At 68.5% G+C, this 23,886-nt stretch carries 26 protein-coding genes and 1 tRNA gene; 10 read left to right on the top strand and 17 right to left on the bottom strand.

Features of this window, described 5'->3' with window-relative positions:
* Positions 1 to 62 precede the first annotated feature (62 nt).
* From ACE3SG_RS13490 to ACE3SG_RS13475, 4 genes are all read left to right on the top strand, one after another.
* Positions 63 to 380 carry a hypothetical protein gene (locus tag ACE3SG_RS13490; RefSeq protein WP_374565671.1) on the top strand — a complete coding sequence of 106 codons (318 nt, stop codon included), beginning with the start codon at positions 63 to 65 and terminating at the stop codon, positions 378 to 380.
* A gap of 60 nt (positions 381 to 440) precedes the next feature.
* Positions 441 to 797, top strand: a complete 357-nt coding sequence (locus ACE3SG_RS13485) for an H-NS histone family protein (protein ID WP_374565669.1) — start codon at positions 441 to 443, stop codon at positions 795 to 797.
* 135 nt (positions 798 to 932) lie between these two features.
* A complete protein-coding gene (locus ACE3SG_RS13480; protein WP_374565667.1) occupies positions 933 to 2,471 on the top strand; it encodes a hypothetical protein in 1,539 nt (512 codons plus the stop codon).
* Positions 2,446 to 2,736: a hypothetical protein gene (locus ACE3SG_RS13475; RefSeq protein WP_374565665.1), complete on the top strand. Its 291-nt coding sequence runs from the start codon at positions 2,446 to 2,448 to the stop codon at positions 2,734 to 2,736. The genes ACE3SG_RS13480 and ACE3SG_RS13475 overlap by 26 nt, the downstream gene beginning before the upstream one ends.
* A 36-nt stretch (positions 2,737 to 2,772) precedes the next feature.
* Here ACE3SG_RS13475 and queE read toward each other — a convergent pair whose 3' ends face one another.
* The 12 genes from queE to ACE3SG_RS13415 all read right to left on the bottom strand — a co-directional run bounded on the left by queE (position 2,773) and on the right by ACE3SG_RS13415 (position 13,994).
* Positions 2,773 to 3,408 (bottom strand): 7-carboxy-7-deazaguanine synthase, encoded by a 636-nt coding sequence (gene queE / locus ACE3SG_RS13470; RefSeq protein WP_374565663.1) that lies wholly within the window; start codon positions 3,406 to 3,408, stop codon positions 2,773 to 2,775.
* Positions 3,405 to 4,502 (bottom strand): 6-carboxytetrahydropterin synthase, encoded by a 1,098-nt coding sequence (locus ACE3SG_RS13465; RefSeq protein ID WP_374565661.1) that lies wholly within the window; start codon positions 4,500 to 4,502, stop codon positions 3,405 to 3,407. The genes queE and ACE3SG_RS13465 overlap by 4 nt, the downstream gene beginning before the upstream one ends.
* Before the next feature lie 53 nt (positions 4,503 to 4,555).
* Positions 4,556 to 4,632: transfer RNA gene (locus ACE3SG_RS13460), tRNA-Pro, on the bottom strand.
* 127 nt (positions 4,633 to 4,759) lie between these two features.
* On the bottom strand, positions 4,760 to 5,227 hold the full coding sequence (locus ACE3SG_RS13455; protein ID WP_374565660.1) for a MerR family transcriptional regulator: 468 nt from the start codon (positions 5,225 to 5,227) through the stop codon (positions 4,760 to 4,762).
* Between the two features lie 47 nt (positions 5,228 to 5,274).
* On the bottom strand, positions 5,275 to 5,616 hold the full coding sequence (locus ACE3SG_RS13450; RefSeq protein WP_324158353.1) for an integration host factor subunit alpha: 342 nt from the start codon (positions 5,614 to 5,616) through the stop codon (positions 5,275 to 5,277).
* Positions 5,617 to 5,709: 93 nt separating this feature from the next.
* Complete coding sequence (gene pheT / locus ACE3SG_RS13445; RefSeq protein ID WP_374565658.1) at positions 5,710 to 8,133, bottom strand: phenylalanine--tRNA ligase subunit beta; 2,424 nt, start codon at positions 8,131 to 8,133, stop codon at positions 5,710 to 5,712.
* Between the two features lie 68 nt (positions 8,134 to 8,201).
* Positions 8,202 to 9,257, bottom strand: coding sequence for a phenylalanine--tRNA ligase subunit alpha (pheS, locus tag ACE3SG_RS13440; protein ID WP_374565656.1), 1,056 nt, complete (start codon positions 9,255 to 9,257; stop codon positions 8,202 to 8,204).
* A 123-nt stretch (positions 9,258 to 9,380) separates the two neighbouring features.
* Positions 9,381 to 9,737, bottom strand: a complete 357-nt coding sequence (rplT, locus tag ACE3SG_RS13435; RefSeq protein WP_329717331.1) for a 50S ribosomal protein L20 — start codon at positions 9,735 to 9,737, stop codon at positions 9,381 to 9,383.
* Between the two features lie 28 nt (positions 9,738 to 9,765).
* A complete protein-coding gene (rpmI, locus tag ACE3SG_RS13430) occupies positions 9,766 to 9,969 on the bottom strand; it encodes a 50S ribosomal protein L35 (RefSeq protein WP_374565654.1) in 204 nt (67 codons plus the stop codon).
* A gap of 135 nt (positions 9,970 to 10,104) precedes the next feature.
* Positions 10,105 to 10,629 (bottom strand): translation initiation factor IF-3, encoded by a 525-nt coding sequence (gene infC, locus ACE3SG_RS13425; protein WP_374565652.1) that lies wholly within the window; start codon positions 10,627 to 10,629, stop codon positions 10,105 to 10,107.
* A 104-nt stretch (positions 10,630 to 10,733) separates the two neighbouring features.
* Positions 10,734 to 12,653, bottom strand: coding sequence for a threonine--tRNA ligase (thrS, locus tag ACE3SG_RS13420; protein ID WP_374565650.1), 1,920 nt, complete (start codon positions 12,651 to 12,653; stop codon positions 10,734 to 10,736).
* 258 nt (positions 12,654 to 12,911) lie between these two features.
* Entirely contained in the window at positions 12,912 to 13,994 is a 1,083-nt protein-coding gene (locus tag ACE3SG_RS13415) for a patatin-like phospholipase family protein (RefSeq protein WP_374565648.1), read from the bottom strand.
* Positions 13,995 to 14,134: 140 nt separating this feature from the next.
* Between ACE3SG_RS13415 and ACE3SG_RS13410 the strand changes: the two genes are divergently transcribed.
* Genes ACE3SG_RS13410 through ACE3SG_RS13385 form a run of 6 tightly spaced genes read left to right on the top strand, consistent with a single transcriptional unit; the run spans position 14,135 to position 19,723 of the window.
* Positions 14,135 to 14,908, top strand: coding sequence for a class I SAM-dependent methyltransferase (locus ACE3SG_RS13410; RefSeq protein ID WP_374565647.1), 774 nt, complete (start codon positions 14,135 to 14,137; stop codon positions 14,906 to 14,908).
* Between the two features lie 52 nt (positions 14,909 to 14,960).
* Positions 14,961 to 16,301: an NAD(P)/FAD-dependent oxidoreductase gene (locus ACE3SG_RS13405; RefSeq protein ID WP_374565645.1), complete on the top strand. Its 1,341-nt coding sequence runs from the start codon at positions 14,961 to 14,963 to the stop codon at positions 16,299 to 16,301.
* Positions 16,298 to 17,335 carry a hypothetical protein gene (locus tag ACE3SG_RS13400; protein ID WP_374565643.1) on the top strand — a complete coding sequence of 346 codons (1,038 nt, stop codon included), beginning with the start codon at positions 16,298 to 16,300 and terminating at the stop codon, positions 17,333 to 17,335. The genes ACE3SG_RS13405 and ACE3SG_RS13400 overlap by 4 nt, the downstream gene beginning before the upstream one ends.
* 41 nt (positions 17,336 to 17,376) lie before the next feature.
* Positions 17,377 to 18,168 carry a MipA/OmpV family protein gene (locus tag ACE3SG_RS13395; RefSeq protein ID WP_374565641.1) on the top strand — a complete coding sequence of 264 codons (792 nt, stop codon included), beginning with the start codon at positions 17,377 to 17,379 and terminating at the stop codon, positions 18,166 to 18,168.
* Between the two features lie 11 nt (positions 18,169 to 18,179).
* Positions 18,180 to 18,929, top strand: coding sequence for a lysophospholipid acyltransferase family protein (locus ACE3SG_RS13390; RefSeq protein WP_374565639.1), 750 nt, complete (start codon positions 18,180 to 18,182; stop codon positions 18,927 to 18,929).
* Positions 18,930 to 18,943: 14 nt separating this feature from the next.
* Positions 18,944 to 19,723 (top strand): glycosyltransferase family 2 protein, encoded by a 780-nt coding sequence (locus ACE3SG_RS13385; RefSeq protein WP_374565983.1) that lies wholly within the window; start codon positions 18,944 to 18,946, stop codon positions 19,721 to 19,723.
* A gap of 13 nt (positions 19,724 to 19,736) precedes the next feature.
* Here ACE3SG_RS13385 and fabG read toward each other — a convergent pair whose 3' ends face one another.
* From fabG to ACE3SG_RS13360, 5 genes are read right to left on the bottom strand one after another with little or no spacing between them, the layout of a single operon-like run.
* On the bottom strand, positions 19,737 to 20,474 hold the full coding sequence (gene fabG / locus ACE3SG_RS13380; RefSeq protein ID WP_374565636.1) for a 3-oxoacyl-ACP reductase FabG: 738 nt from the start codon (positions 20,472 to 20,474) through the stop codon (positions 19,737 to 19,739).
* Positions 20,471 to 20,938, bottom strand: a complete 468-nt coding sequence (locus tag ACE3SG_RS13375; protein WP_374565634.1) for a hydroxymyristoyl-ACP dehydratase — start codon at positions 20,936 to 20,938, stop codon at positions 20,471 to 20,473. Before ACE3SG_RS13375 ends, fabG begins: the two co-directional genes overlap by 4 nt.
* Positions 20,935 to 21,786 (bottom strand): beta-ketoacyl synthase chain length factor, encoded by an 852-nt coding sequence (locus ACE3SG_RS13370; RefSeq protein ID WP_374565632.1) that lies wholly within the window; start codon positions 21,784 to 21,786, stop codon positions 20,935 to 20,937. The genes ACE3SG_RS13375 and ACE3SG_RS13370 overlap by 4 nt, the downstream gene beginning before the upstream one ends.
* Positions 21,783 to 22,994, bottom strand: coding sequence for a beta-ketoacyl-[acyl-carrier-protein] synthase family protein (locus tag ACE3SG_RS13365; RefSeq protein ID WP_374565629.1), 1,212 nt, complete (start codon positions 22,992 to 22,994; stop codon positions 21,783 to 21,785). The genes ACE3SG_RS13370 and ACE3SG_RS13365 overlap by 4 nt, the downstream gene beginning before the upstream one ends.
* A gap of 15 nt (positions 22,995 to 23,009) precedes the next feature.
* On the bottom strand, positions 23,010 to 23,843 hold the full coding sequence (locus ACE3SG_RS13360) for a polysaccharide deacetylase family protein (RefSeq protein ID WP_374565627.1): 834 nt from the start codon (positions 23,841 to 23,843) through the stop codon (positions 23,010 to 23,012).
* Between the last annotated feature and the right edge of the window lie 43 nt (positions 23,844 to 23,886).

Below are 23,886 nucleotides of genomic sequence, written 5' to 3'. Positions count from 1 at the left end.
TGGCAAGGTCTTGTCCAATAGGCGATAATGGTGCGTTGGCGGAGCCAACGCTGTCCGCCACGATGCACTGCCAACGTGGCGCCCTGCCCATACAGCAGGTGCGGCGTGACCTTCGCCGTTTCAAGTTCTGTCAGTCAAAGGAGCTTACCCTGGCCAAGGACGATCCCAAGACCTCCATCGATGCAGGGGGTTTGCGTTACCGCTCGAAAGTGGCGGGTTCTCCGTTTTCCGCGACAGGCGCATTTGGCGCCGCCACGATGTCGTGTTTTCTGTGCGGCAAGCACCGCCCCCGGGCACAGCTGAAGTCGCGCAAGTTGCTGGGCAAAGCCCAAGCGGTCTGTTCACCGTCCTGCCGTGAGCTGGACGCAGCCCAAACCTGACAGGTCCCCGCGGCCGCCTTTTGGCGGCCGCGCTCGTTTTGAGCACGACTTTTGATGTCGATGCCTGACACTGACCCACCCAACGCCTCCGAGGCGATCGATCCCTGGGCCGATTCGGCCGCCCCCGTCGCGCTGAGCCGCCGCGAGCGCGCCGTCGTGCTCGCCCGCATCGAAGCGCTGATGGAGTTCTGGGGCATCACGGTCGACGACCTCCTCGCACCGACGCCGGAGCCAGAGACCCCACCGCCGCCCGCCGGCCCGCTGCCGGTCAAGTACCGCCACCCGGTCACCGGCGACACCTGGGACGGCCAGGGCCCTCACCCCGACTGGCTGCGCCGCGCGCTGCTGCAAGAGGGCTTGCGCGTGGACGAGCTGAAGCCCGTCGAAGCGCTGCCCCCCACCTCGGAAGCCGGCTGATCCCACGCGCTGCAACCCGCAGCGTGCGTTGCACCCACCGATGTGTGGGGCGCCAGGGCCCTAAACCAGAGATTGCACGCACCGGCCTTCGGCGCCCACAATCCGCGGTCTTCACAGCACTTCGCGGAGATCGCCATGGCCATCGACAAAGCCGTGCTCGCGCTGCATTCGGCGCTGCTCGCCAAATACGGCGACGCCGGCTTGGCGCGCATCGGCAAGGCCTTGCGGGGCCTGGTGGCCGCTGACAAGCGCCGTGGCCTGGCAACGGTGGTGATCCACCTCGACGACGGCGCCGAGATGGCGCCCTACGGCGGCCCGATCGCCGCGGTGGCCGACGCGAAAGCCGTGAAAGACGCCATCGACCGCATCGCTGCCGCCGCGCAGCCCCACTACCTGCTGCTGCTCGGTGGGCCGGACGTGATGCCGATGATGCCGCTCACCAACCCCGCATACAGCGGGCCGGAGGGCGACTCCGACCGTCACGTGCCCAGTGACCTGCCCTATGCCTGCGACGCGCCCTACAGCACCAACCCCAACCGATTCCTCGGCCCGACCCGGGTGGTGGGCCGACTGCCGGATCTCATCGGCGCGATCAAGCCGACGCTGCTGACCCAGCTGATCAACGCCGCGGCCCGCGCCAAACCACGCCCGCGGTCGGACTATCAGGCGAGCTTCGGCCTCAGCGCCGAGGCCTGGGCCCAGTCGACCGCGCTGAGCCTGACCAACACCTTCGGCCACGCCGACAACCTGCTGACCAGCCCCCCCAGGGGCCCGCGCTGGACGGCCAACCAGTTGGCCCCGCGGGTGCACTTCATCAACTGCCACGGCGGCGACAGCGTGCCCGAGTACTACGGCCAGCCGCCCGACAAGGACGAGTTCCCGCTGGCCCACCACGCCAAGTACCTGCACGGCAAGGTCAGCGCCGGCACCATCGTGGCCGCCGAGTGCTGCTACGGCGCCCAGCTCTACGACCCCGCCGACGCCGCCGGCGTGAAAGGGATCGCGCTGAGCTACCTCGAAGACGGCGCCTCGGGGGTGTTCGGCAGCACGACGATCGCCTACGGCCCCTGCGAGGGCAACGGCTCGGCCGATCTGATCTGCCAGTTCTTCGTGCAGCAGGTGCTGGGCGGGTCGTCGCTGGGCCGCGCGGCGCTGGAGGCGCGGCAGAAATTCGCCGGCGCGCGCACGCACCTGGACCCCTACGACCTGAAGACCCTGATGCAGTTCTACCTGCTGGGTGATCCATCGGCCCAACCGGTGGCCGTGACTGCCCACTCGTTGACGCGCGGCAAAGCCTTCCGCAAGGCTTTCGCCAGCACCCAGGACCGCACCGTGCGCAACTTGCGCCGCGAGCGGCTGGAACGCGAAGGCAAGCACCTCGGCCAGGTCCTGCCGGCCCTGCGGCCGATCGATCAGGGGCCGGGCGAGAAGGTGGCAGCGGCGTTGAAGGCCATGACGCGCGAGACGGGCCTGGAAGGCGAATTGACGCACCTGAGCTTCGAGATCACGCCGCCCAGGCGTGGCCGCCAGGCCGGCCCACAGCGCCGCGTGCACATCGTGAAAGGCCGGCGGACGGTGCACGAAGCCGGCGCCAGCATCGTGCGGGTCGTGGCGCTGATCGCGACCGAAGAAGACGGACAATTGCTCCATGTGCGCCGCCTCCACTCCCGCTGACGACGGCTCTGCGCCTAACGGCGGCGAGCATCTCGTGCTCGAAGGCCGCGTCGAGCGCCGGCCGCTCGGCCAAGGCACGAAAAGCGCGCACCAGGGTTTCGTGCTGGTCCTTGCCGACGGCAGCTGGCATGCGCTGCGGCGCGCCGGCGGCAACGCCTATGTCGACCCGGCCTTCGAGGCGATGGAGGGCCGGCGCGTGCAACTGCGCGGCAAGCTGCGGCCCAACTTCTTCCTGGTCGACGGCATCGACGAGCCCAACGACTGACGCCCCGCGGCGCCGCCGGCCATCGCCCAGCGGCGATCAGGCGATGCCCACCACCTTGTGGGTCTGGATGCCCAAGCGCCACTGCGGGTGCTGCATGCAATAGGCGATCGCCTCTTGCGTGTTGCGCGCGCGATCGAGGCCGTCCATCGGCTGCAGGATGAAGTGGTCGAAAGCCAGGGCAGCGAAGCGCTCGGGCATCGCCAGCGCCTGCGGAAACACCAGCTTCAACTCGTCGCCCGCGGTCAAGGCCAGCGGCGCATCGGCCTTCGGGCTGACGCAGACCCAGTCCAGGCCCGGCGGCGCCGGCTGGGTACCGTTGGTTTCGACCGCCACGTCGAAGCCGCGTGCGTGCAGGGCATCGACCAACGCCTCGTCCAGTTGCAGCAGCGGCTCGCCGCCGGTGCACACGACCATCGGCTTGCCCCCCGCGCCGCCCATCCACTTGGCGGCCACGGCAGCGGCCAGCGCCTGGGCGGTGTCGAACTTGCCGCCGCCCGAACCGTCGGTGCCAACAAAGTCGGTATCGCAGAAGCGGCAGGTGGCACTGGCCCGGTCGGCCTCGCGGCCCGACCACAGGTTGCAGCCCGCAAAGCGGCAGAAGACCGCGGCGCGCCCGGCCTGGGCCCCCTCGCCTTGCAGCGTGTAGAAGATTTCCTTGACCGAGTACGTCATGCGCACGCACCCAGCGCCGATGCGACGTCGCCCGCGCAGACGATGGCGCCGCAGCCTTCGGTCTCGAACAGATCGACCCGCGACACCTGCGGCAGGCGGGTGCAGGCCTGCGCCAGCACCCAGCGCGCGAGGCTGGCCGTGTCACAGTCCGGCAGGTCGGGGATGTCGTGCAGCGGGTGATGGTCCAAGGCCTTGAACACCGGCTTGAATAGCTCCTTCACGTCGCCGAAATCCACCGCCCATCCGCGCAACTCGTCCAGCTCGGCACTCAGGTGCAGGCGCAGCGTGTAGGTGTGGCCGTGCAGGCCCGCCAGCGGGCTGCCCGCAGGCGCGCGGCGCAGGCGCAGTGCACTGTCCAGGTGAAAGTCTTTCCAGATGCGGTGCGTGGCACCGTCGTACTGCGCACCGCACGAGGCCGTCTCATAGACCCTCACCGACGCGAGCCCCTCGGTGCCAGCGACCAGGCGTTGCCAGATCCAGCGGCTGAGCATTTCGCTGGTCGGGTTCTCGAGGCCGGGCAGTTCGTTGAGGCAGGTGTAGTTCAGCTGGTGGTGCAGCGGCGCCCACAGGCCATCCAGCCGATCGGCGGCGACGTGCGAGGCCTCGCCTTCGGCAAGGCGCACATGCACGACGGCTTCGAAGCCGTGGCCATGCATGCGGCCACACTTGTGGCCCAGCGGCACGTTCGGCAGGCGGTGGGCAGATTGAAAGCGGTAGCGGCGCCATGCGTGGGCCACACCGTGGTCATCGATGTCCACGCCACTGTGGGCCGCGCTTTGCACGCCGACGGCGGGCGCTTGTGGCAGAGCCAATCGCGCTGACACCCAACGGGCGAGCCGGTCGTCGCTCGGCTCGTCGACCTGCTCGTTGAGCAGCCCGTGGTCGAGCGGCGCGGCCACCGCGGCCAGCGTGTCTTGCAGGCGGCTCAGCTCGCCACCCGGAAACGCGGCCCAGCCCTCGTCCAACGCCGCACGCACACGCACCAGAAAGCTGTGCCCATGCAGGCGCGAGGCACGGTGGCCCGCGGGCAGCTTGTGCAGTTGCCGCGCGGCATCGAAGCCGGCTTGGGCGGTGAAGAAATGGCGGCTCGGCATGACGCAAAGACAAACGGGTTAGCAGCGTGTGCTGCTAACCCGTTGTTATTGGTTGGTCGGGGTGGCGGGATTCGAACTCGCGACCCCTTGCACCCCATGCAAGTGCGCTACCAGGCTGCGCTACACCCCGACGAAGCTCGCATTATAGCCTGGCAATTCGAAGCTTCCAGGCCGATATGAAAATGATCGCTGAGCGGCGACGTTTTGTGGCGTCACACCGAGGGCGGACAGACACCCTCCGCCCTCTCGGCAGCCGCTCAGAAGACGAGCAGTTCGCGGATCGCCAGCAGCTCGTCTCGAACCTGCTCGACGCTGGGGTTGGCCGGCAGCACCGGCAGGCGCAATTCGGCGGTCGAGCCATGGCTCAGCGCGGCCATGGCCGGTGCCCCCGCGGCAGCAACCGGCAAGGTGTGCGGCTCTGGCAAGTGGTCGGGCAGGTTGTCGTCGGCGCCTTCCAGCGAAGCAGCTTCGGACAGGCGATTGCGCGCACCACTGATGGTGAAGCCCTGGTCGTACAGCAGGTCGCGGATGCGCCGGATCAGCAGCACCTCGTGGTGCTGGTAGTAGCGCCGGTTGCCCCGGCGCTTCATCGGTTTGAGCTGGGTGAACTCTTGCTCCCAATAGCGAAGCACATACGGCTTCACACCGCACAACTCACTCACCTCACCAATGGTGAAGTAGCGTTTTGCGGGGATGGGTGGCAGGCGAGTGGGCCCAGAATCCATGAATTTCGGCGTGCGAAATCAAAGCGCTTCGGCGAAGTGCTGAGACTTTACTCGAACTCCTCCGCAGGGGGCATGTCACCCTGAACAATCGCCTTCAACTTGTGACTCGCGTGAAAAGTCACCACGTTGCGCGCCTTGATCGGGATCGGCTCGCCGGTGCGGGGGTTGCGGCCGGGCCGCGGCGCCTTGCGACGGATCGCGAAGTTGCCGAAGCCCGAAAGTTTGACGTCGGTACCTTGCACCAGCGCCTCGTTGACGATCTCGAAGAAGGCCTCGACCATGTCCTTCGATTCGCGCTTGTTCAGCCCCAGCCGTTCGAACAACAGCTCGGCCAGCTCGGCCTTGGTCAGCGTGGGCGTTTCGAGCGACGGCAGGATGACGCGGTCCATCGGCGTTGGCGTGTCGGTGGGGTCTGAATTCGAATCGGGCAGCATGCGCGAGAAGCCTTTTTCGGTGCGTGTGGTGTCCAAACTCAACCGCGCTCAGCCGCGCAGATGCGCGCCGTGTGCCGCCTGGGCGCGTGCCACCGCCTGGGCCACCGCCGCGTCGATGCGATCGTCGGTCAAGGTCGCTTCGTCATCCAGCAATTCCAGCCGAACGGCAAGGCTGCGGTGACCAGCGGGAATGTCGGCGCTCGGCGCGGCCGGCTTGTAGATGTCGAACAGCGTTGCGCCGCGCACCAACCCGGCCGGGTCGGCCCGCAGCGTGCCGGTCAACGCCTCGTGGGTCACCTGCTCGGACACCACCAGCGCCAAGTCGCGCACCGCCGCCTGCTGGCGCGGCACCGGCTTGGGCTGAGGCACATCGCGGCGCTGCACCGCCGCCAGGTCCAGCTCGAACAGGACCGGCGCCTGCGGCAGCTCGTAGGCCTGGCGCCAGCGGGGATGCAGTTCGCCGACATGGCCGATGACCGCGCCGTCCAGCTCGACCGCGGCGCAGCGGCCGGGATGAAAGGCCGGGTGCTCGGCGGCGACGAAACGCGCCACGCGCGGCGCCAGCAGCGCCTCGACATCACCCTTCACGTCGAAGAAGTCGACGCCCTTGTCGGGCTGCCCCCATTGCAGCGACGCCGCCGGGCCATAGGCCAGGCCCGCCACGCGCTGCGGCTGGGCGATGCCCTGCACCGTGCTGTCGCCGGCCTGCACGCTGGCATCGCGGCGGAACACGCGGCCCAGCTCGAACACACGCACGCGCGACGCCTTGCGCGAGAGGTTGTAGCGCAGCACGTTGACCAGGCTGCCGACGAGGCTGGAGCGCATCACCGCCAGCGGCGCCGCGATCGGGTTCAACACCTTGATCGGGTCGGCGTTGCCGGCCAGCTCTTGCTCCCAGCGCTCTTCGACGAAGCTGAAGTTGATCGTCTCTTGATAACCGAGCGAGGCCAGCGCGTGGCGCACGTCGTGCGTGCTGCGTTGCGACTCCACCCGCACACGCGCCATCACCGGCGCCAGCGGCGGCGTGGCCGGCAGGCGCTGGTAGCCGATCACGCGGGCGACTTCCTCGATCAGGTCTTCCTCGATCGCGATGTCGAAGCGCCAGCTCGGTGGTGTCACGGTCAGCGTGCCTTCGCCTTCGCTGAACTGAAGGCCCAGGCGGCGCAGCACACCGGCGCACTCATCTTGCGTGACCGGCATGCCGATCACCTTGGCAGCGCGGGCCACGCGCAAGGTCACAGGCTTGGCCTCGGGCAGCTTGCCTTGCCAGTCGGTCATCGGGCCGGCGTCGCCGCCGCAAATGTCTTGCACCAGACGCGTGATGTGCTCGATGTGCTCGACCGTCAGCGCCGGGTCGACACCGCGTTCGAAACGATGGCCAGCATCGGTCGAGAAGGCGTAGCGGCGCGAGCGGCCGGAGACCGCGTTCGGCCACCAGAACGCCGCCTCGATGTAGATGTTCTTCGTGTCGTCGGACACCGCCGTCGAATCACCGCCCATGATGCCGGCGAGCGACTCGACCTGGTGCTCGTCGGCGATCACACCGACCTGCTCATCGAGCTCGATCGTGTTGCCGTTCAGCAGCTTGAGCGTTTCGCCCTTCTTGCCCCAGCGCACGGTCATGCCGCCGTGGATCTTGTCGAGGTCGAAGATGTGCGACGGGCGGCCGAACTCGAACATCACGTAGTTCGAGATGTCGACCAGCGGCGACACGCTGCGCTGGCCGCAACGCGCCAGGCGCTCGACCATCCAGGCGGGCGTCGCGGCCTTCGGGTTCACCCCGCGCACGACACGGCCCGAGAAGCGGCCACACAGGTCGCTCGCCTCCACCTTCACGGGCACACGCTGGTCATTCGCCGGCGCCACCGGCGGGAAGCTCGGCATCTTCAGCGGCGCCCCGGTCAAGGCTGCCACCTCGCGGGCAATGCCGTAGACGCTCAGGCCGTGGGCCAGGTTCGGCGTCAGTTTCAGCGTGAACAGCGTGTCGTCGAGCGACAGGTGCTGGCGGATGTCCTGGCCCAGCGGTGCATCGGCGGCCAGCTCGAGCAGGCCGCCGTGGTCTTCCGACAGCTTCAGCTCGCGCGCCGAGCACAGCATGCCGAAGCTCTCGACACCGCGCAGCTTGCCGACCTTGATCTCGAACGGCTGGCCATCGTCGCCCGGCGGCAGCTTGGCGCCAACCAGCGCCAGCGGCACACGGATGCCCACGCGCGCGTTCGGCGCACCGCAGACGATCTGCAGCGGGCCGTCCTTGCTGTGCGGGCCGGCATCGACACTGCAGACGCGCAGGCGGTCGGCGTTCGGGTGCTGTTCGGCTTCGACGATCTCGGCCACCACGATGCCGGCAAACGGCGGCGCCACCGGCTTCAGCTCTTCGACCTCCATGCCGGACATCGTCAGCAGATCGGCCAATTCGGCGGTGGTCAGGGGCGGGTTGCAGAACTCGCGCAGCCAGGATTCTGGGAATTGCATGGGATCGGTTCAGTCTTCGGTGTTCGGGGTCAACGGCGGTCGTGACAGGTGCGTCACGGGTACTGCGGTCACTGAAACTGGGACAAGAAGCGCAGGTCGCCGTCGAAGAACAGGCGCAGGTCGTTCACACCGTAGCGCAGCATCGTCAGCCGGTCCGGGCCCATGCCGAAGGCGAAGCCGATGTAGCGCTCGGGATCGAGACCGTAGTTGCGCACGACGTTCGGGTGCACCTGACCAGAGCCAGCCACCTCGAGCCAGCGGCCTTTCAGCGGGCCGTGCGCAAAGGCGATGTCGACCTCGGCCGAGGGCTCGGTGAACGGGAAGAACGACGGGCGGAAACGGATCGTCAGGTCGTCCGTCTCGAAGAAGTTGCGGAAGAAGTCGGCGAACACCGCCTTCAGGTCCTTGAAGCTGACGTTCTCGCCGATCCACAGGCCTTCGCACTGGTGGAACATCGGCGAGTGGGTCGCATCGCTGTCGACACGGTAGGTGCGGCCGGGCGCGATCACGCGGATCTCGGGGATCGTGTCGCCGTGTGCCAGCGCTTCGGCGTGGCGCGCCGCGTGGGCGCGCGCGTAGCGCACCTGCATCGGGCTGGTGTGCGGGCGCAGGTTCAGCCAGCGGCCACCGTCGTCTTTCATGTCGACGTAGAAGGTGTCCTGCATCGAACGCGCCGGGTGGTTCTCGGGGTTGTTCAGCGCGGTGAAGCTCATCCAGTCGGTCTCGATCTCGGGGCCGTCGGCGACATCGAAGCCCATCGAGCCGAAGATGGCCTCGATGCGCTCCATCGTGCGCGACACCGGGTGCAGGCCACCGAGGCCACGCTGGCGGCCGGGCAGCGTCACATCGAGCGCCTCGGCCTTGAGTTGTGCCTCCAGCTCGGCATCGGCCAGCGCCTGGCGGCGCGCGTTCAGCGCGGCTTCGATGCGCTGCTTGGTCTGGTTGATCTCGGCGCCGCGGGTCTTCTTTTCGTCCGCGCTCAGCGTGGCCAGGCCCTTCAGCAGCTCGGTGACACGGCCGGCCTTGCCCAAGAAGCGGGCCTTGGCGTTTTCCAGTTCGGCCGGCGTGCCGGCGGCTGCGAAATCGGCCTGTGCGGCGCCCACCAGTTGATCGAGGTCGTTCATGCTTACCAAGCGAAGATCAAAAACAAAATAAAAAAGGCCGCACCAACAGGTGACGGCCTTCGAGTGCCTGTGCGGCCTCCGGTGCCCTGGTTGCCGAGGGCGCCGGAAGAGCCTGCAGCGGTATCAGCTCAGCTGGGCCTTCACCTTGTCGACGATGGCAGCAAAAGCGGCCGGATCGTGGATGGCCATGTCCGACAGCACCTTGCGGTCGAGTTCGATCTGGGCCTTCTTCAGGCCGGCGATGAACTTGCTGTAGGTCAGGCCCAGGCCGCGGGTTGCCGCGTTGATACGGGCAATCCACAGCTGGCGGAACACGCGCTTCTTGGTGCGGCGGTCGCGGTAGGCGTATTGGCCCGCCTTCATCACCGCCTGCTTGGCGATGCGGAAGACGTTCTTGCGACGACCACGGAAGCCCTTGGCCAGGGCCAGGATCTTCTTGTGACGGGCGCGGGCGGTTACACCACGTTTAACGCGAGGCATGTATGGTTCCTTTCAGTCCGTCAGAAGATCAGAGGCCAGCGAAGGGCAGCATCTGCGCCATGTGACCCATGTTGGTCTCATGCACGGTTGCCGTGCCACGCAGGTGGCGCTTGTTCTTCGTGGTCTTCTTGGTCAGGATGTGGCGCTTGAACGCTTGACCGCGCTTGACGGTGCCACCCGGACGGACGCGGAAACGCTTCTTGGCCCCGCTCTTGGTCTTCATTTTGGGCATGACTGCTCCTTGTGAATTGCCTCTGCTGGGCGGCCAGCGCGGATGCGCTGGCACTTGATGGCCTGCAGTGGCTTCTGCATCAACCCGGCAGTGACCAAACCGCCGGGTGAATTCTTCAAAATCTTCTCGCGCCGTTCAGCGCTTCTTCGGTGCCAGCACCATGATCATCTGGCGCCCTTCGAGCTTGGGCATGTGCTCGACAACCGCCACATCCGACAGCTCGTCGCGAATGCGTTCGAGCAGGCGCATGCCGATGTCCTGGTGGGTGATTTCGCGGCCACGGAACCGCAAGGTCACCTTGCCCTTGTCACCGTCTTCGGCGATGAAGCGGCGCAAATTGCGCATCTTGATCGCGTAGTCGCCTTCGTCGGTGCCAGGGCGGAACTTGACTTCCTTGACTTCGATGACCTTCTGCTTGGACTTCGCTTCGGCGGCGCGCTTTTGTTCCTGGTACTTGAACTTGCCGTAGTCCATCAGCCGGCAAACCGGCGGATCTGCAGTAGCGGCAATCTCGACCAGATCCACGTCGGCTTCGGCTGACATCCGCAAGGCGTCCTGAATGCTGACGATGCCCAGGGGCTCGTTGTCGACGCCGTTCAGGCGCACGTTCAGGGCGGTGATCTCACGGTTCAGTCGATGCTTGCGCTCGACGTTAGGCATCCGACGGTCGGCAAAAGTAGCGATGGTTCAAACCCCTCAAACAGGTCCGGAGGCAAGGGCAGGACCCGACGAAAACATTCGGCGAACGAAAACCGAGGCGTACCTCAGACCTTGGCCGCGATGTCGCCTGCGAGCTTCGACTGGAAGTCTGCGAGGGACATCACGCCCAGATCTTGGTTGCCTCGGGCGCGCACCGCGACGGCCCCGCTTGCCTTTTCCTTGTCGCCAACGACCAGGATGTACGGAACCTTTTGCAACGAATGCTCCCGTATTTTAAACGTGATCTTTTGGTTGCGCAAATCGCCCTCTGCCCTAACTCCTTGTTTTTTCAGCGTTTTGACCACGGATTCGACGTAATCCGCCTGGGCTTCGGTGATCGACGAGACCACCACCTGCACCGGCGCCAGCCAGGCCGGCAACGCGCCGGCATGCTGCTCGATCAGGATGCCGATGAAACGCTCCAGGCTGCCGACGATCGCGCGGTGCAGCATCACGGGCGTCAAGCGGTCGCCCGACTCGGCCACGTACTCGGCCCCCAGGCGCTCGGCCATGAAGAAGTCGACCTGCATCGTGCCGCACTGCCACTCGCGGCCCAGCGCGTCTTTCAGCGTGTATTCGATCTTCGGGCCGTAAAAGGCGCCATCTCCGGGTGAAATGACGAAATCACAACCCGACCGGCGCAGGCTTTCCATCAGCGCGTGCTCGGCCTTGTCCCAGCTCTCGTCTGAGCCGATGCGTGCCTCGGGCCGCGTGGCGACCTTGTAGAGAATGTTCGTGAAGCCGAAGTCGGCGTAGACCTTCTGCAGCAGCGCCGTGTAGTCGACGCACTCCTGCAGGATCATTTCTTCGGTGCAGAAGATGTGGCCATCGTCCTGCGTGAAGCCGCGCACCCGCATGATGCCGTGCAGCCCGCCCGTCGGCTCGTTGCGGTGGCACTGGCCGAACTCGCCGTAGCGCAGCGGCAGGTCGCGGTAGCTCTTGATGCCCTGCTTGTAGATCAGGATGTGGCCGGGGCAGTTCATCGGCTTCAGCGCGTAATCGCGCTTCTCCGACTCCGTCGTGAACATGTTCTCGCGGTACTTCTGCCAGTGCCCCGTCTTCTCCCACAGCGACTTGTCCAGGATCTGCGGCCCCTTGACCTCAAGGTAGCCGTTGTCTCGGTAGACCTGCCGCATGTACTGCTCGACACACTGCCACACCGCCCAGCCCTTCGGGTGCCAGAACACCGTGCCAGGGGAATGCTCGTCGAGGTGGAACAGGTCCAGCTCGCGGCCCAGGCGCCGGTGGTCGCGCTTCTCGGCCTCTTCCAGCATCGTCAGGTACTTCTGCAGGTCGTCCTTGCTGGCCCAGGCCGTGCCGTAGATGCGTTGCAGCATCTCGTTGCGGTGGTCGCCACGCCAGTAGGCGCCCGCCACCTTCATCAGCTTGAAGTGCTTGAGCTTGCCCGTGGACGGCACGTGCGGGCCGCGGCACAGGTCTTCGAACTGGCCTTCGCGGTACAGCGACACGTCTTCGCCGGCCGGGATCGAGCCGATGATCTCGGCCTTGTAGTGCTCGCCGAGCGACTTGAAGTAGGCCACCGCCTCGTCGCGCGGCAGCACGCGCCGCTCGACCTTTTCGTCCTTCTTGGCCAGCTCCGTCATCTTGGCCTCGATCGCCGAGAGATCTTCGGGCGTAAACGGGCGCTTGTACGAGAAGTCGTAATAGAAGCCGTTGTCGATGACCGGGCCGATCGTCACCTGCGCCTCGGGGAAGAGCTCCTTCACCGCATAGGCCAGCAGGTGCGCCGTCGAGTGGCGGATCAGCTCCAAGCCGTCGGCGTCCTTGTCCGTCACGATCGCCAGCGCCGTGTCCGCGTCGATCAAGTGGCTTGTGTCGACCAGCTTGGCTTCCGGGCCTTGGCCGATGCGGCCACCGAGCGCCGCCTTGGCCAGGCCGGCACCGATCGACGCGGCCACATCGGCCACCGTCAGCGGGCCCGGGAATTCACGTTGCGAACCATCGGGCAAAGAGATCTTGATCATCTTGAGTTCCTGACAACCCGCGACAGCGGGTTGCGGTGGAGGCTCATGCCGCCAAGCGGCGTGATGCCGAAACCAAACGAAAAAACGCGGCTGAAGGGCCGCGTTTCGTGAGGGAAAGTTAGGACGAGTCCGAACGTGCCGCGGCCGACTAGGAAAATTCTCCGAAGGTCGTAGTTCGCGGTGTCATAACCCGTGCTGCCTTTCCTGCTCTTGCTGGTGTGATGGCGGATTGTAGAACGAGAGCCCCGCCGCCAACAATCACAAGGCCTCGGCCTCGATCGGCGCGCCGGACTCGGTCAAGGCGGCGAATTCGTCGGCCAGGCGCTGCCCTTCGCCCACCGCGCGCCGCCAGGCGGCCTGACGGCCGGCCAGGTCGGTGCCAAAGCGCTGAAAGTCACCTCGATCGGGCAGCCGCCCGCCCGGCAAGGTGGCCAGCCATTCGCGCCGAGGGGCGAGCACCACCAGCCGGTCCAGCGCCGCGGTGGCGCGGTGGCGATGGCGCAAGCCCTTGTCGAGCCAGCCGGGCACGACACTGGGTTGAAAGTGCGGGTACAGCGCGAGGCCGTCTCCCAGGGCGTCGTAGCGCCAATGCAGGTGGTAGTCGGTGATGCCGCCGTCCCAATAGGCGCCCGGCGGGGCGCCCGGCACATCGTGCACGGCCCGCATCCAGAACGGGATCGAGCAGCTGGCCACCACGGCGGGCAGCAGGTTGCCGATCGTCAACGGCACGCGGTGGGAGCGAAAGTCGGTCAATTCGAACGGCAGATCGTCGCGCTGATCGGAGAAGACGACGCGCTCCAGCCAGGCCCCCAGCGCACGGCGCGCCATCACGTTGCTCGCGAACGCGCCCAGAAAGCCCGCGGGCGTGCGCCAGCGGCCTTCGCGCCGCAACAGGTGGCGGCCGCGACTGGCGACCACGTGCAGGCGAAACCTCGGATGCGACAGCAACGTGGCTTCGCGCCCGCCGAAATGCGCCTGCACGGTGGCAGTGAAATCGTCGCTGACAGACTGTGCCGACGGGCGCCGGCCATCGGCACGCGAATAGTCGGCGCGGATGTAGTCGTCGGCCAGCCGCTCGAGGGCCCGGTCGGCATCGGGCAAGCACGCCGCAGCCATGCGCCAGGCGCCCACCGACGCGCCGACCAGGTGAACCACCTGGGTCGACCGCGCCAGCCAGTGCCCGAACAGATAACGGTCCAGCCGGTTCAAGGCCAGCCCCTTGGGCCCGCCCGCGGCACCGGGCACGACACGGACGTCTTGCGGCCGCAGCCCCTGCTGCTGCAGATGGGCGCGCGCCACCGGGCCGGCCAGAACCCGCAAGGCAACGAGAGGAGATTTCACAGGCGACAGGTCTGAGCGATGGGCGGGACGCGAAGGTTGGCCGCGCCCTTGGATGAGGCCGGCCGGCATGTTCGTGCGCGATGCCACCATCCTTGGGGGGCCCCTCCGGGAGGCCGCAACACGACAGCGATAATTGTGGGATGAACGCAAGCACCAATCCGACGACGCATCCTGCGGAGACCCTGAGGCCCCACGCCCCACTGACGGAGTACTACGAAAACCAGGACAAGCACCGCGCATTCGTGCAGCAGATTTTCGACAGCACCGCGGTCGACTACGACCGGATCGAGAGCATTCTCGCTTTCGGCACCGGCCCGTGGTACCGCCGTCAAGCGCTGATGCGCGCCAACCTGCGCGCCGGCGCCCAAGTGCTGGACGTGGGCACCGGCACCGGACTGGTCGCGCGCGAGGCACTCGGCATCGTCGGCCCGACCGGCAGTGTCGTCGGGGTCGACCCCAGCCCCGGCATGATGAGCCAGGCCCACCTGACCGGTGTCGAGCTGCTGACCGGCTTTGCCGAGGCCCTGCCCCGGCCGGACAACAGCACCGACTTCCTCAGCATGGGCTATGCGCTGCGCCACATCAGCGACGTGCGGCCCGCGTTCAGCGAGTTCTACCGCGCACTAAAGCCGGGTGGCCGCCTGCTGATCCTCGAGATCACCCGGCCCAAGACACGCTGGGGCATGCTGCTGCTGAAGACCTACATGCGCTTGTTCGTGCCGACGATCGCCCGCTTCGTCAGCCGTGGCGCCTCGACCTCGCTGCTGTGGCGCTACTACTGGGACACGATCGAGGCCTGCATGGCACCCGAGGCCGTGATGGCCGCGCTGCGCGAGGCCGGCTTCACCGACGTCAAGCGTTACGTCGAGCTGGGCATCTTCTCGGAATTCACCGCGACCAAGCCGCAGGCATGATCTGGCAGCGCCTTTCGCCCTGCAGGAGCCGGGGCGACGAATGAACGCGCCCATGCCATCGCCAGGCGCACCCGAGATCGACGATTGCGACGTGCTCGTGATCGGCGGCGGCCCGGCCGGGTCGACCGCAGCGATGCTGCTCGCCCGCCAGGGCCGGCGCGTCGTGATGGTCGAGAAGGCTCATCACCCGCGTTTTCACATCGGCGAATCGCTGCTGCCGGCCAACGTGGCGCTGTTCGACCGCCTGGGCCTGCGCAGCGAGGTCGAGAAGATCGGCATGCCCAAGTGGGGCATCGAGTTCGTCTCGCCCGACCATGCCCACCAGAGCTATCTCGAGTTCGGTGACGCGTGGGACAAGACCATGCCCTACGCCTGGCAGGTGCGCCGCTCCGAGCTCGACGAGCTGATGTTCCGCCACGCGCGCCTGGCCGGGGCCGAGACGGTTGAAGGCTGCCGCATCCACGGTGTCGACTTCGACCCTGACGGTGCCAGCGTCAGCGGCCGCTGCAGCGACGGCCGTGAGCGCCGCTGGCGCGCCCGTTTCGTGATCGACGCTTCGGGCCGCGACACCCTGCTGGCGAGCCAGATGCGCGCCAAGCAGAAGATGCCCGAGCACAACAGCGCGGCGCTGTTCGGCCACTTCACCGGCGTGCAGCGCCTGCCGGGCAAGAAGGAAGGCAACATCAGCATCTTCTGGTTCCGCCACGGCTGGTTCTGGCTGATTCCATTGGCCGACGGCGTGACGAGCGTCGGCGCCGTTTGCTGGCCGCACTACCTGAAGACGCGTGACAAGCCGCTGCAGGATTTCTTCGCCGACACGATTGCGCTGTGCCCGCAGCTGCAGCAGCGCCTGGCGCAGGCCAGGCTGGTGGACGACGCCGTGCACGCCACCGGCAACTACTCGTACCGCAGCACGCTGTGCACCGGCGACCGGTTCCTGCTGGTCGGCGATGCCTACACCTTCGTCGACCCGGTGTTCTCGTCGGGCGTGTACCTGGCGATGCAGGGCGCGTTCGAAGCCACCGATGTCGTGGCCGCCCGCCTCGATCGGCCCGCCGAGGCCGCCCAGGCTCGCCGCCGCTACGAAGCGACCATGCGCAAGGGCCCGCGCGAGTTCTGCTGGTTCATCTTCCGGGTCACGAACCCGACGATCCGCAACCTCTTCATGTACCCGTCCAACCCGTGGCGGGTCAAGGAAGCCGTGCTGTCGCTCCTGGCGGGCGACATCTTCGGCAAGACCCCCATCTGGGCCTCTTTGCGCATGTTCCAGGCGATCTACTACGGCAACCAGTTGTTGCACCTGCCGCGCACCCTCAAGGCTTGGCGCCAGCGCCGGGCCAACATTCGCGATGTCGGCACCGTGCCGGGCGAAAACGTGCCGGAGGCCCGATGAGCGCGCTGCTGCACGGGTCTTCGCCAGGTGCTCTGCGATCACGCCGCCTGGCGGATGTCGAAACGGGCTGGTCGCTGGCCCGCGAGGCCAAGCTGCTGGGTGGCGTGGCCTATCGGCGCCTGAACGGCTCGGCACCGCCAATGATGGCCGAGGCCGACCTGCCCTCGCTGTCGGCCAACACCGGTGAGATCGACGGCTGGCTGGTCGACGCCGACGTGCGCCACGGCACTTCGGGCGCGGTACGCTGGGCGACAGACGGCCAATGGCTGTTCGGTGCCTTCGACAGCACCGAGGCCGAGGCGGCGGGGCAGCTCGACGAACTGGTCCAGGGCGCCTACGCCAACATCTTCCAGGCGCTCGAGAGCGCTGGCGTGCCGCACCTGCTGCGGCTGTGGAACTACCTGCCCAACATCAACCGCGAGCAGCTGGGGCTCGAGCGTTACCGGCAGTTCAACCTCGGGCGGCAGCAGGCCTTCCTGAACGCCCAGCGCGACGCGTTCGCCGGCGCCCCGGCAGCCTGCGCACTGGGCACCTTCGGCGGGCCGATGCGCATCCGCTTCCTGGCGGGCCGCGTGGCCCCGGTGCCGCTGGAGAACCCGCGCCAGGTGCCGGCCTGGCGCTACCCGACGGAGTTCGGCCCGCGCAGCCCGACCTTTTCGCGCGCCGTGCTGGTGCCGATCTCGCCGCAAGAGGTGACGCTGTTGATCTCGGGCACGGCCAGCATCGTCGGCAGCGCCAGCGTGCATCCGGGCGATGTGCCCCGGCAGATGGAAGAAACGCTGCGCAACCTCGAAGCGGTGATGGGTGCCGCCCACGCGCGCTGCAGCGCCCGCTTTGCACTGGCCGACCTGGTGTGCACGGTCTACGTGCGCCATGCGGCCGATGTGGACGACGTGCGGCGCTGTTTCGAGCGCGGCGTCGGCGCCGGTTCGCTGGCCGCGCAGCGGGCGATCTACGTGCAGGCCGACATCTGCCGCAGCGACCTGTTGCTCGAAGTCGAAGCCCACGCCACCGCCGCCGGGGCATTGACCTGATGTGCCCGACGAGACGACCGCGGCCGCGGCACGTGGCCGTCGTGGCAACGGCCTGCGCGGCCCTGGCCGCCCCGGCGCACGCCGAAGACAAGCCGCTGTGGGAGCTGGGCATCGGTGCCGGTGCGCTGGTGTTGCCGCACTACCGCGGCGCCGATCAGTCGCACGTCTGGCTGCTGCCGGTGCCGTATGCCGTCTACCGCGGCGAGCTGTTCAAGGCCGACCGCGACGGCGCGCGCGCCACGCTGTTCGATGGTGAGCGCAGTGAGCTGAACCTGAGCCTGGCCGCCAGCGCCCCGACACGCAGCGAAGACAACCACGCCCGCCAAGGCATGGCCGATCTGTCGCCCACGCTCGAAGCCGGCCCGGTGTGGAACTACACGCTGCTGCGCGGTGACGACCACCGCCTCGACCTGCGGTTGCCGCTGCGCGCGGCCTTCACGGTCGAATCGTCGCCACGCCACATCGGCTGGATCAGCAACCCGCACATCAACCTCGACCAGCGCTGGAACGACTGGGCCCTCGGCCTGCAGACCGGGCCGCTGTTCGCCGACCGGCGCTACCACGCCTACTTCTACGACGTGCGCGAAGCCGATGTCGCCCCCGGGCGGCCCGCCTACCGGGCCGGTGCCGGTTACGCCGGCTGGCAGGCCACCGCCGCACTGTCGCGCTCGTTCGGCGACTACTGGTTGGGCCTGTTCGTCAAAGCCGACCAGATCGCCGGCCACGCGATCACCGACAGCCCGCTGGTGCGCGAGCGGCAGCAGTTCTCGGCCGGTGTGGCGCTGACGTGGGTGTTCGCCCGCTCGTCGCGCCTGGTGCCATCGCCGGATTGATCGGGCGCCGCGTGAACCACTGGCTGCTGCAACCCGTGATGCTGTTGCTGCTGTATGCGCAGCTGCTGTTGCTCGGCCTGATCTCGCTCGGCTGGAACCTGATCGCCGCGGTGCTGTACCCGCTGTTGCCGCGGCAGCGCGGCCTGGTCGTCGGGCGTGCCGGCATCTCGCGCGGTTATGGCCTGTTCTGGGCGGTGGCCAACGCCTCGGGCCTGCTGAAGATGAACGCCACGGCGCTGGACCCACTGCGCGACGAACCGGGCCTGATCTTCGTTGCCAACCACCCCAGCATGCTGGACGCGTTGATGCTGGTCGCGCGGCTGCCGCGCAGCGTCTGCGTGATGAAGGCCAGCCTGATGCACAACCCGTTCCTCGGCCCGGGCGCCCGGCTCGCGCGCTACATCCAGAACGATTCGGCGCGGGGCATGGTGCGCCGCGCCGTCAACGACCTGAAGGACGGCGGTCAGCTGGTGCTGTTCCCCGAAGGCACGCGCACGGTGCGCCCGCCGGTCAACGACTTTCGCCCCGGCTTCACGCTGATCGCCAAGCTGGCGAACGCGCCGATCCAGACGGTGTTCATCGACACCGATTCGCCCTACCTCGGCAAAGGCTGGCCGCTGTGGCGCCTGCCGCCGCTGCCGATCGAGTTCTCGGTGCGCCTGGGCCGGCGCTTCGCCCCGTCGCCGGACCCGGCGGCGCAGTTGGCCGAGATCCAGCAGTACTTCAACGAGAGCCTGGCCGCCCCGGCCCGCCAGACCTGACCATGTTGATCCCGATGCCGTCGGCCGCCTCGCGGACCCACCTGGTGCTGATCCCCAGCTACAACACCGGCGCGACCTTGGTCGGCACCGTGCGGGCCGCGCGTGCGCAATGGACACCGGTGTGGGTGGTGATCGACGGCAGCACCGACGACAGCGCCAAGCCCTTGCGCGCGCTGGCCGCCGCCGACCCGGGGTTGCGCCTGATCGAGCTGCCGGTCAACCGGGGCAAGGGCGCCGCGGTGCTGCACGGCCTCGAACAAGCGCGGGCCGCGGGCTTCACCCATGCGCTGACGATGGACTCGGACGGGCAGCACCCGGCCGCGCTGATCCCGTCGTTCATGGCGCAGTCGCAGCAGCGGCCCGAGGTGATGATCCTCGGCAAGCCGGTCTTCGACGCCAGCGCGCCGCTGCTGCGCGTGCGTGGGCGCCGGGTGTCGAACTGGTGGACCAACCTCGAGACGCTCGGCGCCGGCATCGGCGACTCGCTCTACGGCTTTCGCGTCTACCCGATCGCGCCGTTGATCGACGTGATGCAGCACCAGCCGTGGATGCGCCGCTTCGACTTCGACACCGAAGCCGTCGTGCGCCTGGCCTGGCGCGGCGTCAAGCCGATCAACCAGGACGCGCCGGTCAAGTACCTCCGCGCCGATGAGGGCGGGGTCTCGCACTTTCGCTACGGCCGCGACAACGTGCTGCTGACCTGGATGCACACCCGGCTGGTGCTGGAGTTCGTGTTGCGCCTGCCGCTGCTGGTGTTCAAGCGCCTGGCCGGGCGACCGCCCTTCCAGCGCTGACCGGCGCTGGCCCTCAGGCCATCCCGCCGTTGATCGAGATCACCTGCCCGGTGATGTAGCCCGCTTCGGGGCCGGCGAGAAAACCGACCAGCGCCGCCACCTCGTCCGGCGTGCCGGCGCGGCGCACCGGCACCATCTCGGCCACCACCTTCGGGTCGAACACCGCATCGGCCATCGGCGACTGGATCACGCCCGGCGCCACCGCGTTCACCGTCACGCCGCGCGCAGCCACCTCGAGCGACAGGGCCTTGGTGGCACTGTTCAGCGCCCCTTTGGCCGCCGCGTAGTTGACCTGGCCCCGGTTGCCCATGATCGCGGCAACCGACGAGATGTTGATGACCCGGCCCCAGCGGGTGCGCAGCATCGGCAACAGCAGCGGGCGGGTGACGTGGAAGAAGCCATGCAGCGAAACGTCGATCACGCGGTGCCACTGGTCGGCCCGCATGCCCGGGAACACCGCGTCGTCGTGCACGCCGGCGTTGTTGACGATCACCTGCACCGGGCCATCGGCCAGCATGCGGTCGCAGGCAGCCTGGCTGGCCTGCGCATCGGTGAGGTCGAACAGCACGGTCTGCGCCGTGCCGCCGGCTTGGCCAATCTCTTCGGCCAGCGCCTGCACGGCATCGGGCCGGCTGTTGGCGTGCAGCAGCAGCGAAGCGCCGTCACGCGCGAGCCGGCGCGCCATCGCCGCGCCCAGCGCGCCGCTGGCACCAGTGATCAGCGCACGCTTGCCACTCAAGGGCTGGGTCATGTCGAAGGCACCAAGGGGGTGTTGAGAACGACGGTCGCGCGCCCTTGCGCCAGGCTGCGGCCGGCCGCATCGTTCACGTTGAATTGGTAGAGCAGTTGCCGGGTGTCGCCGGCCTGGCGTTGCGCCTCGATGCGCAGCGGGCCGTCGGCCTCGTCCAGGCGCCAGCAGCCCAGCTGCACGCTGCGCGCGCTGGCCAGAAAACCCGGCACCGGCCCCACCGCCTGGCCGGTGGCCTCGGCGCACAACGCCCCGTGCAGCGCCATGGCCTGGGCGGCGTATTCGATCGCGCAGCTGGCCAGCAGGCCATGCGGCGTGCGCAGCGGGTGATCGGAGTCGTGGTGGTTGCTGGCGCGGCAGACGATGTGCGCCTGCGACCATTCGAGCAGCCCGTCCAGCCAGGCCATGCGGCCGTGGTGCGGCACACGCTCGGCGATGCCGGCGGCGGTCATCAGCAAGGTGGTCACCAGCAGCCCTTGGGCGCCACCGACAGCTGCAGCGCCGCACCGGCAAAGTCATTCAAGCGCAGCGACACCGGCAGGCCCAACGCCAGGGCCTGCAACAGCGGCAGCCCGTGCGCCGCGGGCACGACCGCACTCAATGCCTGCAGCGCCGGGTCGGCCATGCCAGAGGTCTCGGTGGGGCCTTCGGCCCACTGCACGCTGAGCGTGGCGCCAGCGTCACTGGCCTGCGCCGGTGCCAGCAGCAGCGCGATGCCCAAGGCGTCGGGCATCGGCCGCAAGGCATGCAGCGGCTGCGGGTACGGGATGTCGGACGCGACCAGCAGCACCGGCGCCTGCGTGGTGGCGCACTGGGCAAAGGCCTCGAGCAGGCCGGCGGCCCAGCTGGCGTCGAAGGCGCACAGGCTGGTCGACGGCGCACGCGACTGGGTCGCGATGTGCCAGTAGCCGGCGGTGGCGTTGTGGACCGAGTTGGTGAAGCGCGTCGGCGACACCGCGCGCTCGGGCTGCGCGAGCGCCTCGCACAGCGCGTGGCAGTTCGACGGATCGCCGCTGGACGAGGTGAACACCGTCGCCAGCCGAGCGGCCTCGAGCGCCAGCCCGGAGCGCGCCTGGGCCATCGCCAGCGCTTCGTCGGCCACGGCCAGCGACAGCTTGACGATCGCGCCACTGCGGCGGCGCTCGGCCGGCGGCAGGCGGGCCGGTGGCGGCAACACAGTGGGCGAGGATTGCCAGGTGCCCGGCTCGCGCAACAGCGGCGCCGAAGCGGCCCAGCCGGCCAGGCCCGGCCCCAGCAGGCCCACGCCGAGGATCTGGACGGGCGGCAGCGCCGCGCCGATCGGCTGGCCGCTCATGGCGCCACCCCGAAGATCAGGCAGGTGTTGGTGCCGCCGAAACCGAATGAATTGCTGGCCGCGAGCCCGATCTCGGCCTGCCGCCCGGCGGGCAGGTAGTTGGCCTGCAGGGCCGGGTCGCGCTGGCGCAGCGTGGTGCCGCCCGGCAGGTAACCGGTCTGCAGCGCCAACATGGCCAGCGCAGCCTCAAGCGCACCGGCGGCGCCCAGCGTGTGGCCGGTGGCGCCCTTGGTCGAGCTGCAAGGCACATCCGGGAAGACCACGCGCATCGCCTGGTCCTCGGCGGCGTCGTTGTTCGGCGTGGCGGTGCCGTGCAGATTGACATAGCCGATGTCACCGGCCTGCACGCCCGCGCGTTCAAGCGCATGGCGCATCGCCAGCACGGCGCCGGCACCATCGGGCAGCGGCGAGCTCATGTGGTGGCCGTCGCTGCTTTCGCCCACGCCCCACAGCCACGCGGCCGGCTCGGCGGCGTCGCGCTCCAGCAGCGCAAAAGCCGCCGCTTCACCCAGCGACAGGCCGTGGCGCTGGGCGTCCCAGGGCCGGCAGATCTCGGGCGACAGCAATTCCAGCGAATTGAAACCGTACAGCGTGGTCAGGCAGAGCGAATCGACACCGCCGACCACCGCGGCGTCGATCAAGCCCAGTGCCAGCAGGCGCTCGGCGCTGCCGAAGACCTTGGCACCCGATGAGCAGGCGGTCGAGACCGACCAGACCGGCCCGCTCAAACCCAGCGCCGCCTGCACGAAACGCGACAGCGAGCCGGTGTTGTGGGTCTCGCCGTAATGCAAGGTGGCGGGCAACGCGCCGGTCTGCGGGTCGCGGTGGTGGTAGGCCTGCTCGGTCTGCAGGATGCCCGAGGTGCTGGTGCCCATGAAGACGCCGACGCGGTGGGCGCCGTGGCGCTGCACCGCCTGCTGCACGCGAGCGGCAAAGCCATCGGCCTGCAGGCCCAACCACGCCAGCCGGTTGTTGCGGCAATCGAACGCCTGCAGCGCCGGCGGCAGGGCCACCGCATCGACCCCGTCGACCAGGCCCAGCCAGGCCTCCAGCGGCGCAGCGTCGAAAGACTGCAATGCCAACCCGCTGCGGCCGTCGCGCAGGCCCTGCGCATGGGCCGCCACGCCGCGCCCCAGCGCGCTCGTCATCGTGTAGGCGGAAACCGGCCAATGCTGCGCAGGGCGGGGGCTCAGGGCCTCGTCGTTCATCGGGGGCGTTCGGGTTCAGTGCAGCGCGTCGACCAGGCGCACCGGGCGAAGGCCGGCCGCGCGGCAGCGCTCGATCAGCGCCGGCAGCACCGACAGGATCAGCGGCTCACCCGACGGCGACAGGCCGGCATTGCCGTCGTGCAGCAGCAGGATGTCGCCGGCCGCCAGGCGCTGGGTGAGCCGGCGCAGCACCTGGCGCGGCAATGCACGGCGGGTGTCGAAGCCACGCCGCGTCCAGCTGACCAGCGTCAGGCCGAACTGGCGCATCACCGGGTCGAGAAAGCAGTTGCGCACGCCGGCCGGCGCGCGGAAGAACCGCGGGCGGTGGCCGGTGATGGTCTCGATCGTCTGCTGCGCCTGCGCCAGCTCGGCGGCGTAGCCGTTCGGGCCCAGGAAGGCGAAGGTGTGCCGGTGGGCCGACGAATGGTTCTGCAGGTCGTGGCCGCGGGCGACGATCTCGCGCGCCAGCAACGGGTGGCGGGCCACCTTCTCGGCGATGCAGAAGAACGTGGCCTTGACGCCGGCCTGGTCCAACAGGTCCAGCACCCGGGGCGTGACCTCGGGGTCGGGGCCGTCGTCGATGGTGATCGCCACCTCGCCGCGCCGCACGGCCGCCGGCGGCAGGGCCACGACGTTGCGCCCCAGCCATTGGCTGCGCGGGGTCACGGTCGCGACGGTGATCGCCAGGTGGTTCAGCAGCACCGCCGCGCCGGCCCACAAGGCGGCATCCGGCCGGGCCAGGGCCACCACACCCGCCAAGCCGTGGCAGGCCAAGGTGGCCTGGATCAACGGCGGCACGCGCCAGCGCCGGGCCGGCAAGGGTGAAAGGTGATCGAGCGAAATCGACATGGTCAGCAGAGCGTTTCTTCAGCGCCGATTTTCCTGGCAAGGC

It is taken from the genome of Ideonella sp. (genome assembly GCF_041914305.1).
GTDB lineage: Bacteria > Pseudomonadota > Gammaproteobacteria > Burkholderiales > Burkholderiaceae_C > Ideonella.
Note: the sequence above shows the minus strand (reverse complement) of the source record. Positions and strands in the feature narration are given on the sequence as shown.

Excerpts from the sequence above, each read along its gene's own strand:
- ACE3SG_RS13490 (WP_374565671.1), top strand. The coding sequence starts at position 63 with ATGCACTGCCAACGTGGCGCCCTGCCCATACAGCAGGTGCGGCGTGAC.
- ACE3SG_RS13485 (WP_374565669.1), top strand. The coding sequence starts at position 441 with ATGCCTGACACTGACCCACCCAACGCCTCCGAGGCGATCGATCCCTGG.
- ACE3SG_RS13480 (WP_374565667.1), top strand. The coding sequence starts at position 933 with ATGGCCATCGACAAAGCCGTGCTCGCGCTGCATTCGGCGCTGCTCGCC.
- ACE3SG_RS13475 (WP_374565665.1), top strand. The coding sequence starts at position 2,446 with ATGTGCGCCGCCTCCACTCCCGCTGACGACGGCTCTGCGCCTAACGGC.
- queE (WP_374565663.1), bottom strand. The coding sequence starts at position 3,408 with ATGACGTACTCGGTCAAGGAAATCTTCTACACGCTGCAAGGCGAGGGG.
- ACE3SG_RS13465 (WP_374565661.1), bottom strand. The coding sequence starts at position 4,502 with ATGCCGAGCCGCCATTTCTTCACCGCCCAAGCCGGCTTCGATGCCGCG.
- ACE3SG_RS13455 (WP_374565660.1), bottom strand. The coding sequence starts at position 5,227 with ATGGATTCTGGGCCCACTCGCCTGCCACCCATCCCCGCAAAACGCTAC.
- ACE3SG_RS13450 (WP_324158353.1), bottom strand. The coding sequence starts at position 5,616 with ATGGACCGCGTCATCCTGCCGTCGCTCGAAACGCCCACGCTGACCAAG.
- pheT (WP_374565658.1), bottom strand. The coding sequence starts at position 8,133 with ATGCAATTCCCAGAATCCTGGCTGCGCGAGTTCTGCAACCCGCCCCTG.
- pheS (WP_374565656.1), bottom strand. The coding sequence starts at position 9,257 with ATGAACGACCTCGATCAACTGGTGGGCGCCGCACAGGCCGATTTCGCA.
- rplT (WP_329717331.1), bottom strand. The coding sequence starts at position 9,737 with ATGCCTCGCGTTAAACGTGGTGTAACCGCCCGCGCCCGTCACAAGAAG.
- rpmI (WP_374565654.1), bottom strand. The coding sequence starts at position 9,969 with ATGCCCAAAATGAAGACCAAGAGCGGGGCCAAGAAGCGTTTCCGCGTC.
- infC (WP_374565652.1), bottom strand. The coding sequence starts at position 10,629 with ATGCCTAACGTCGAGCGCAAGCATCGACTGAACCGTGAGATCACCGCC.
- thrS (WP_374565650.1), bottom strand. The coding sequence starts at position 12,653 with ATGATCAAGATCTCTTTGCCCGATGGTTCGCAACGTGAATTCCCGGGC.
- ACE3SG_RS13410 (WP_374565647.1), top strand. The coding sequence starts at position 14,135 with ATGAACGCAAGCACCAATCCGACGACGCATCCTGCGGAGACCCTGAGG.
- ACE3SG_RS13405 (WP_374565645.1), top strand. The coding sequence starts at position 14,961 with ATGCCATCGCCAGGCGCACCCGAGATCGACGATTGCGACGTGCTCGTG.
- ACE3SG_RS13400 (WP_374565643.1), top strand. The coding sequence starts at position 16,298 with ATGAGCGCGCTGCTGCACGGGTCTTCGCCAGGTGCTCTGCGATCACGC.
- ACE3SG_RS13385 (WP_374565983.1), top strand. The coding sequence starts at position 18,944 with ATGCCGTCGGCCGCCTCGCGGACCCACCTGGTGCTGATCCCCAGCTAC.
- fabG (WP_374565636.1), bottom strand. The coding sequence starts at position 20,474 with ATGACCCAGCCCTTGAGTGGCAAGCGTGCGCTGATCACTGGTGCCAGC.
- ACE3SG_RS13370 (WP_374565632.1), bottom strand. The coding sequence starts at position 21,786 with ATGAGCGGCCAGCCGATCGGCGCGGCGCTGCCGCCCGTCCAGATCCTC.
- ACE3SG_RS13365 (WP_374565629.1), bottom strand. The coding sequence starts at position 22,994 with ATGAACGACGAGGCCCTGAGCCCCCGCCCTGCGCAGCATTGGCCGGTT.
- ACE3SG_RS13360 (WP_374565627.1), bottom strand. The coding sequence starts at position 23,843 with ATGTCGATTTCGCTCGATCACCTTTCACCCTTGCCGGCCCGGCGCTGG.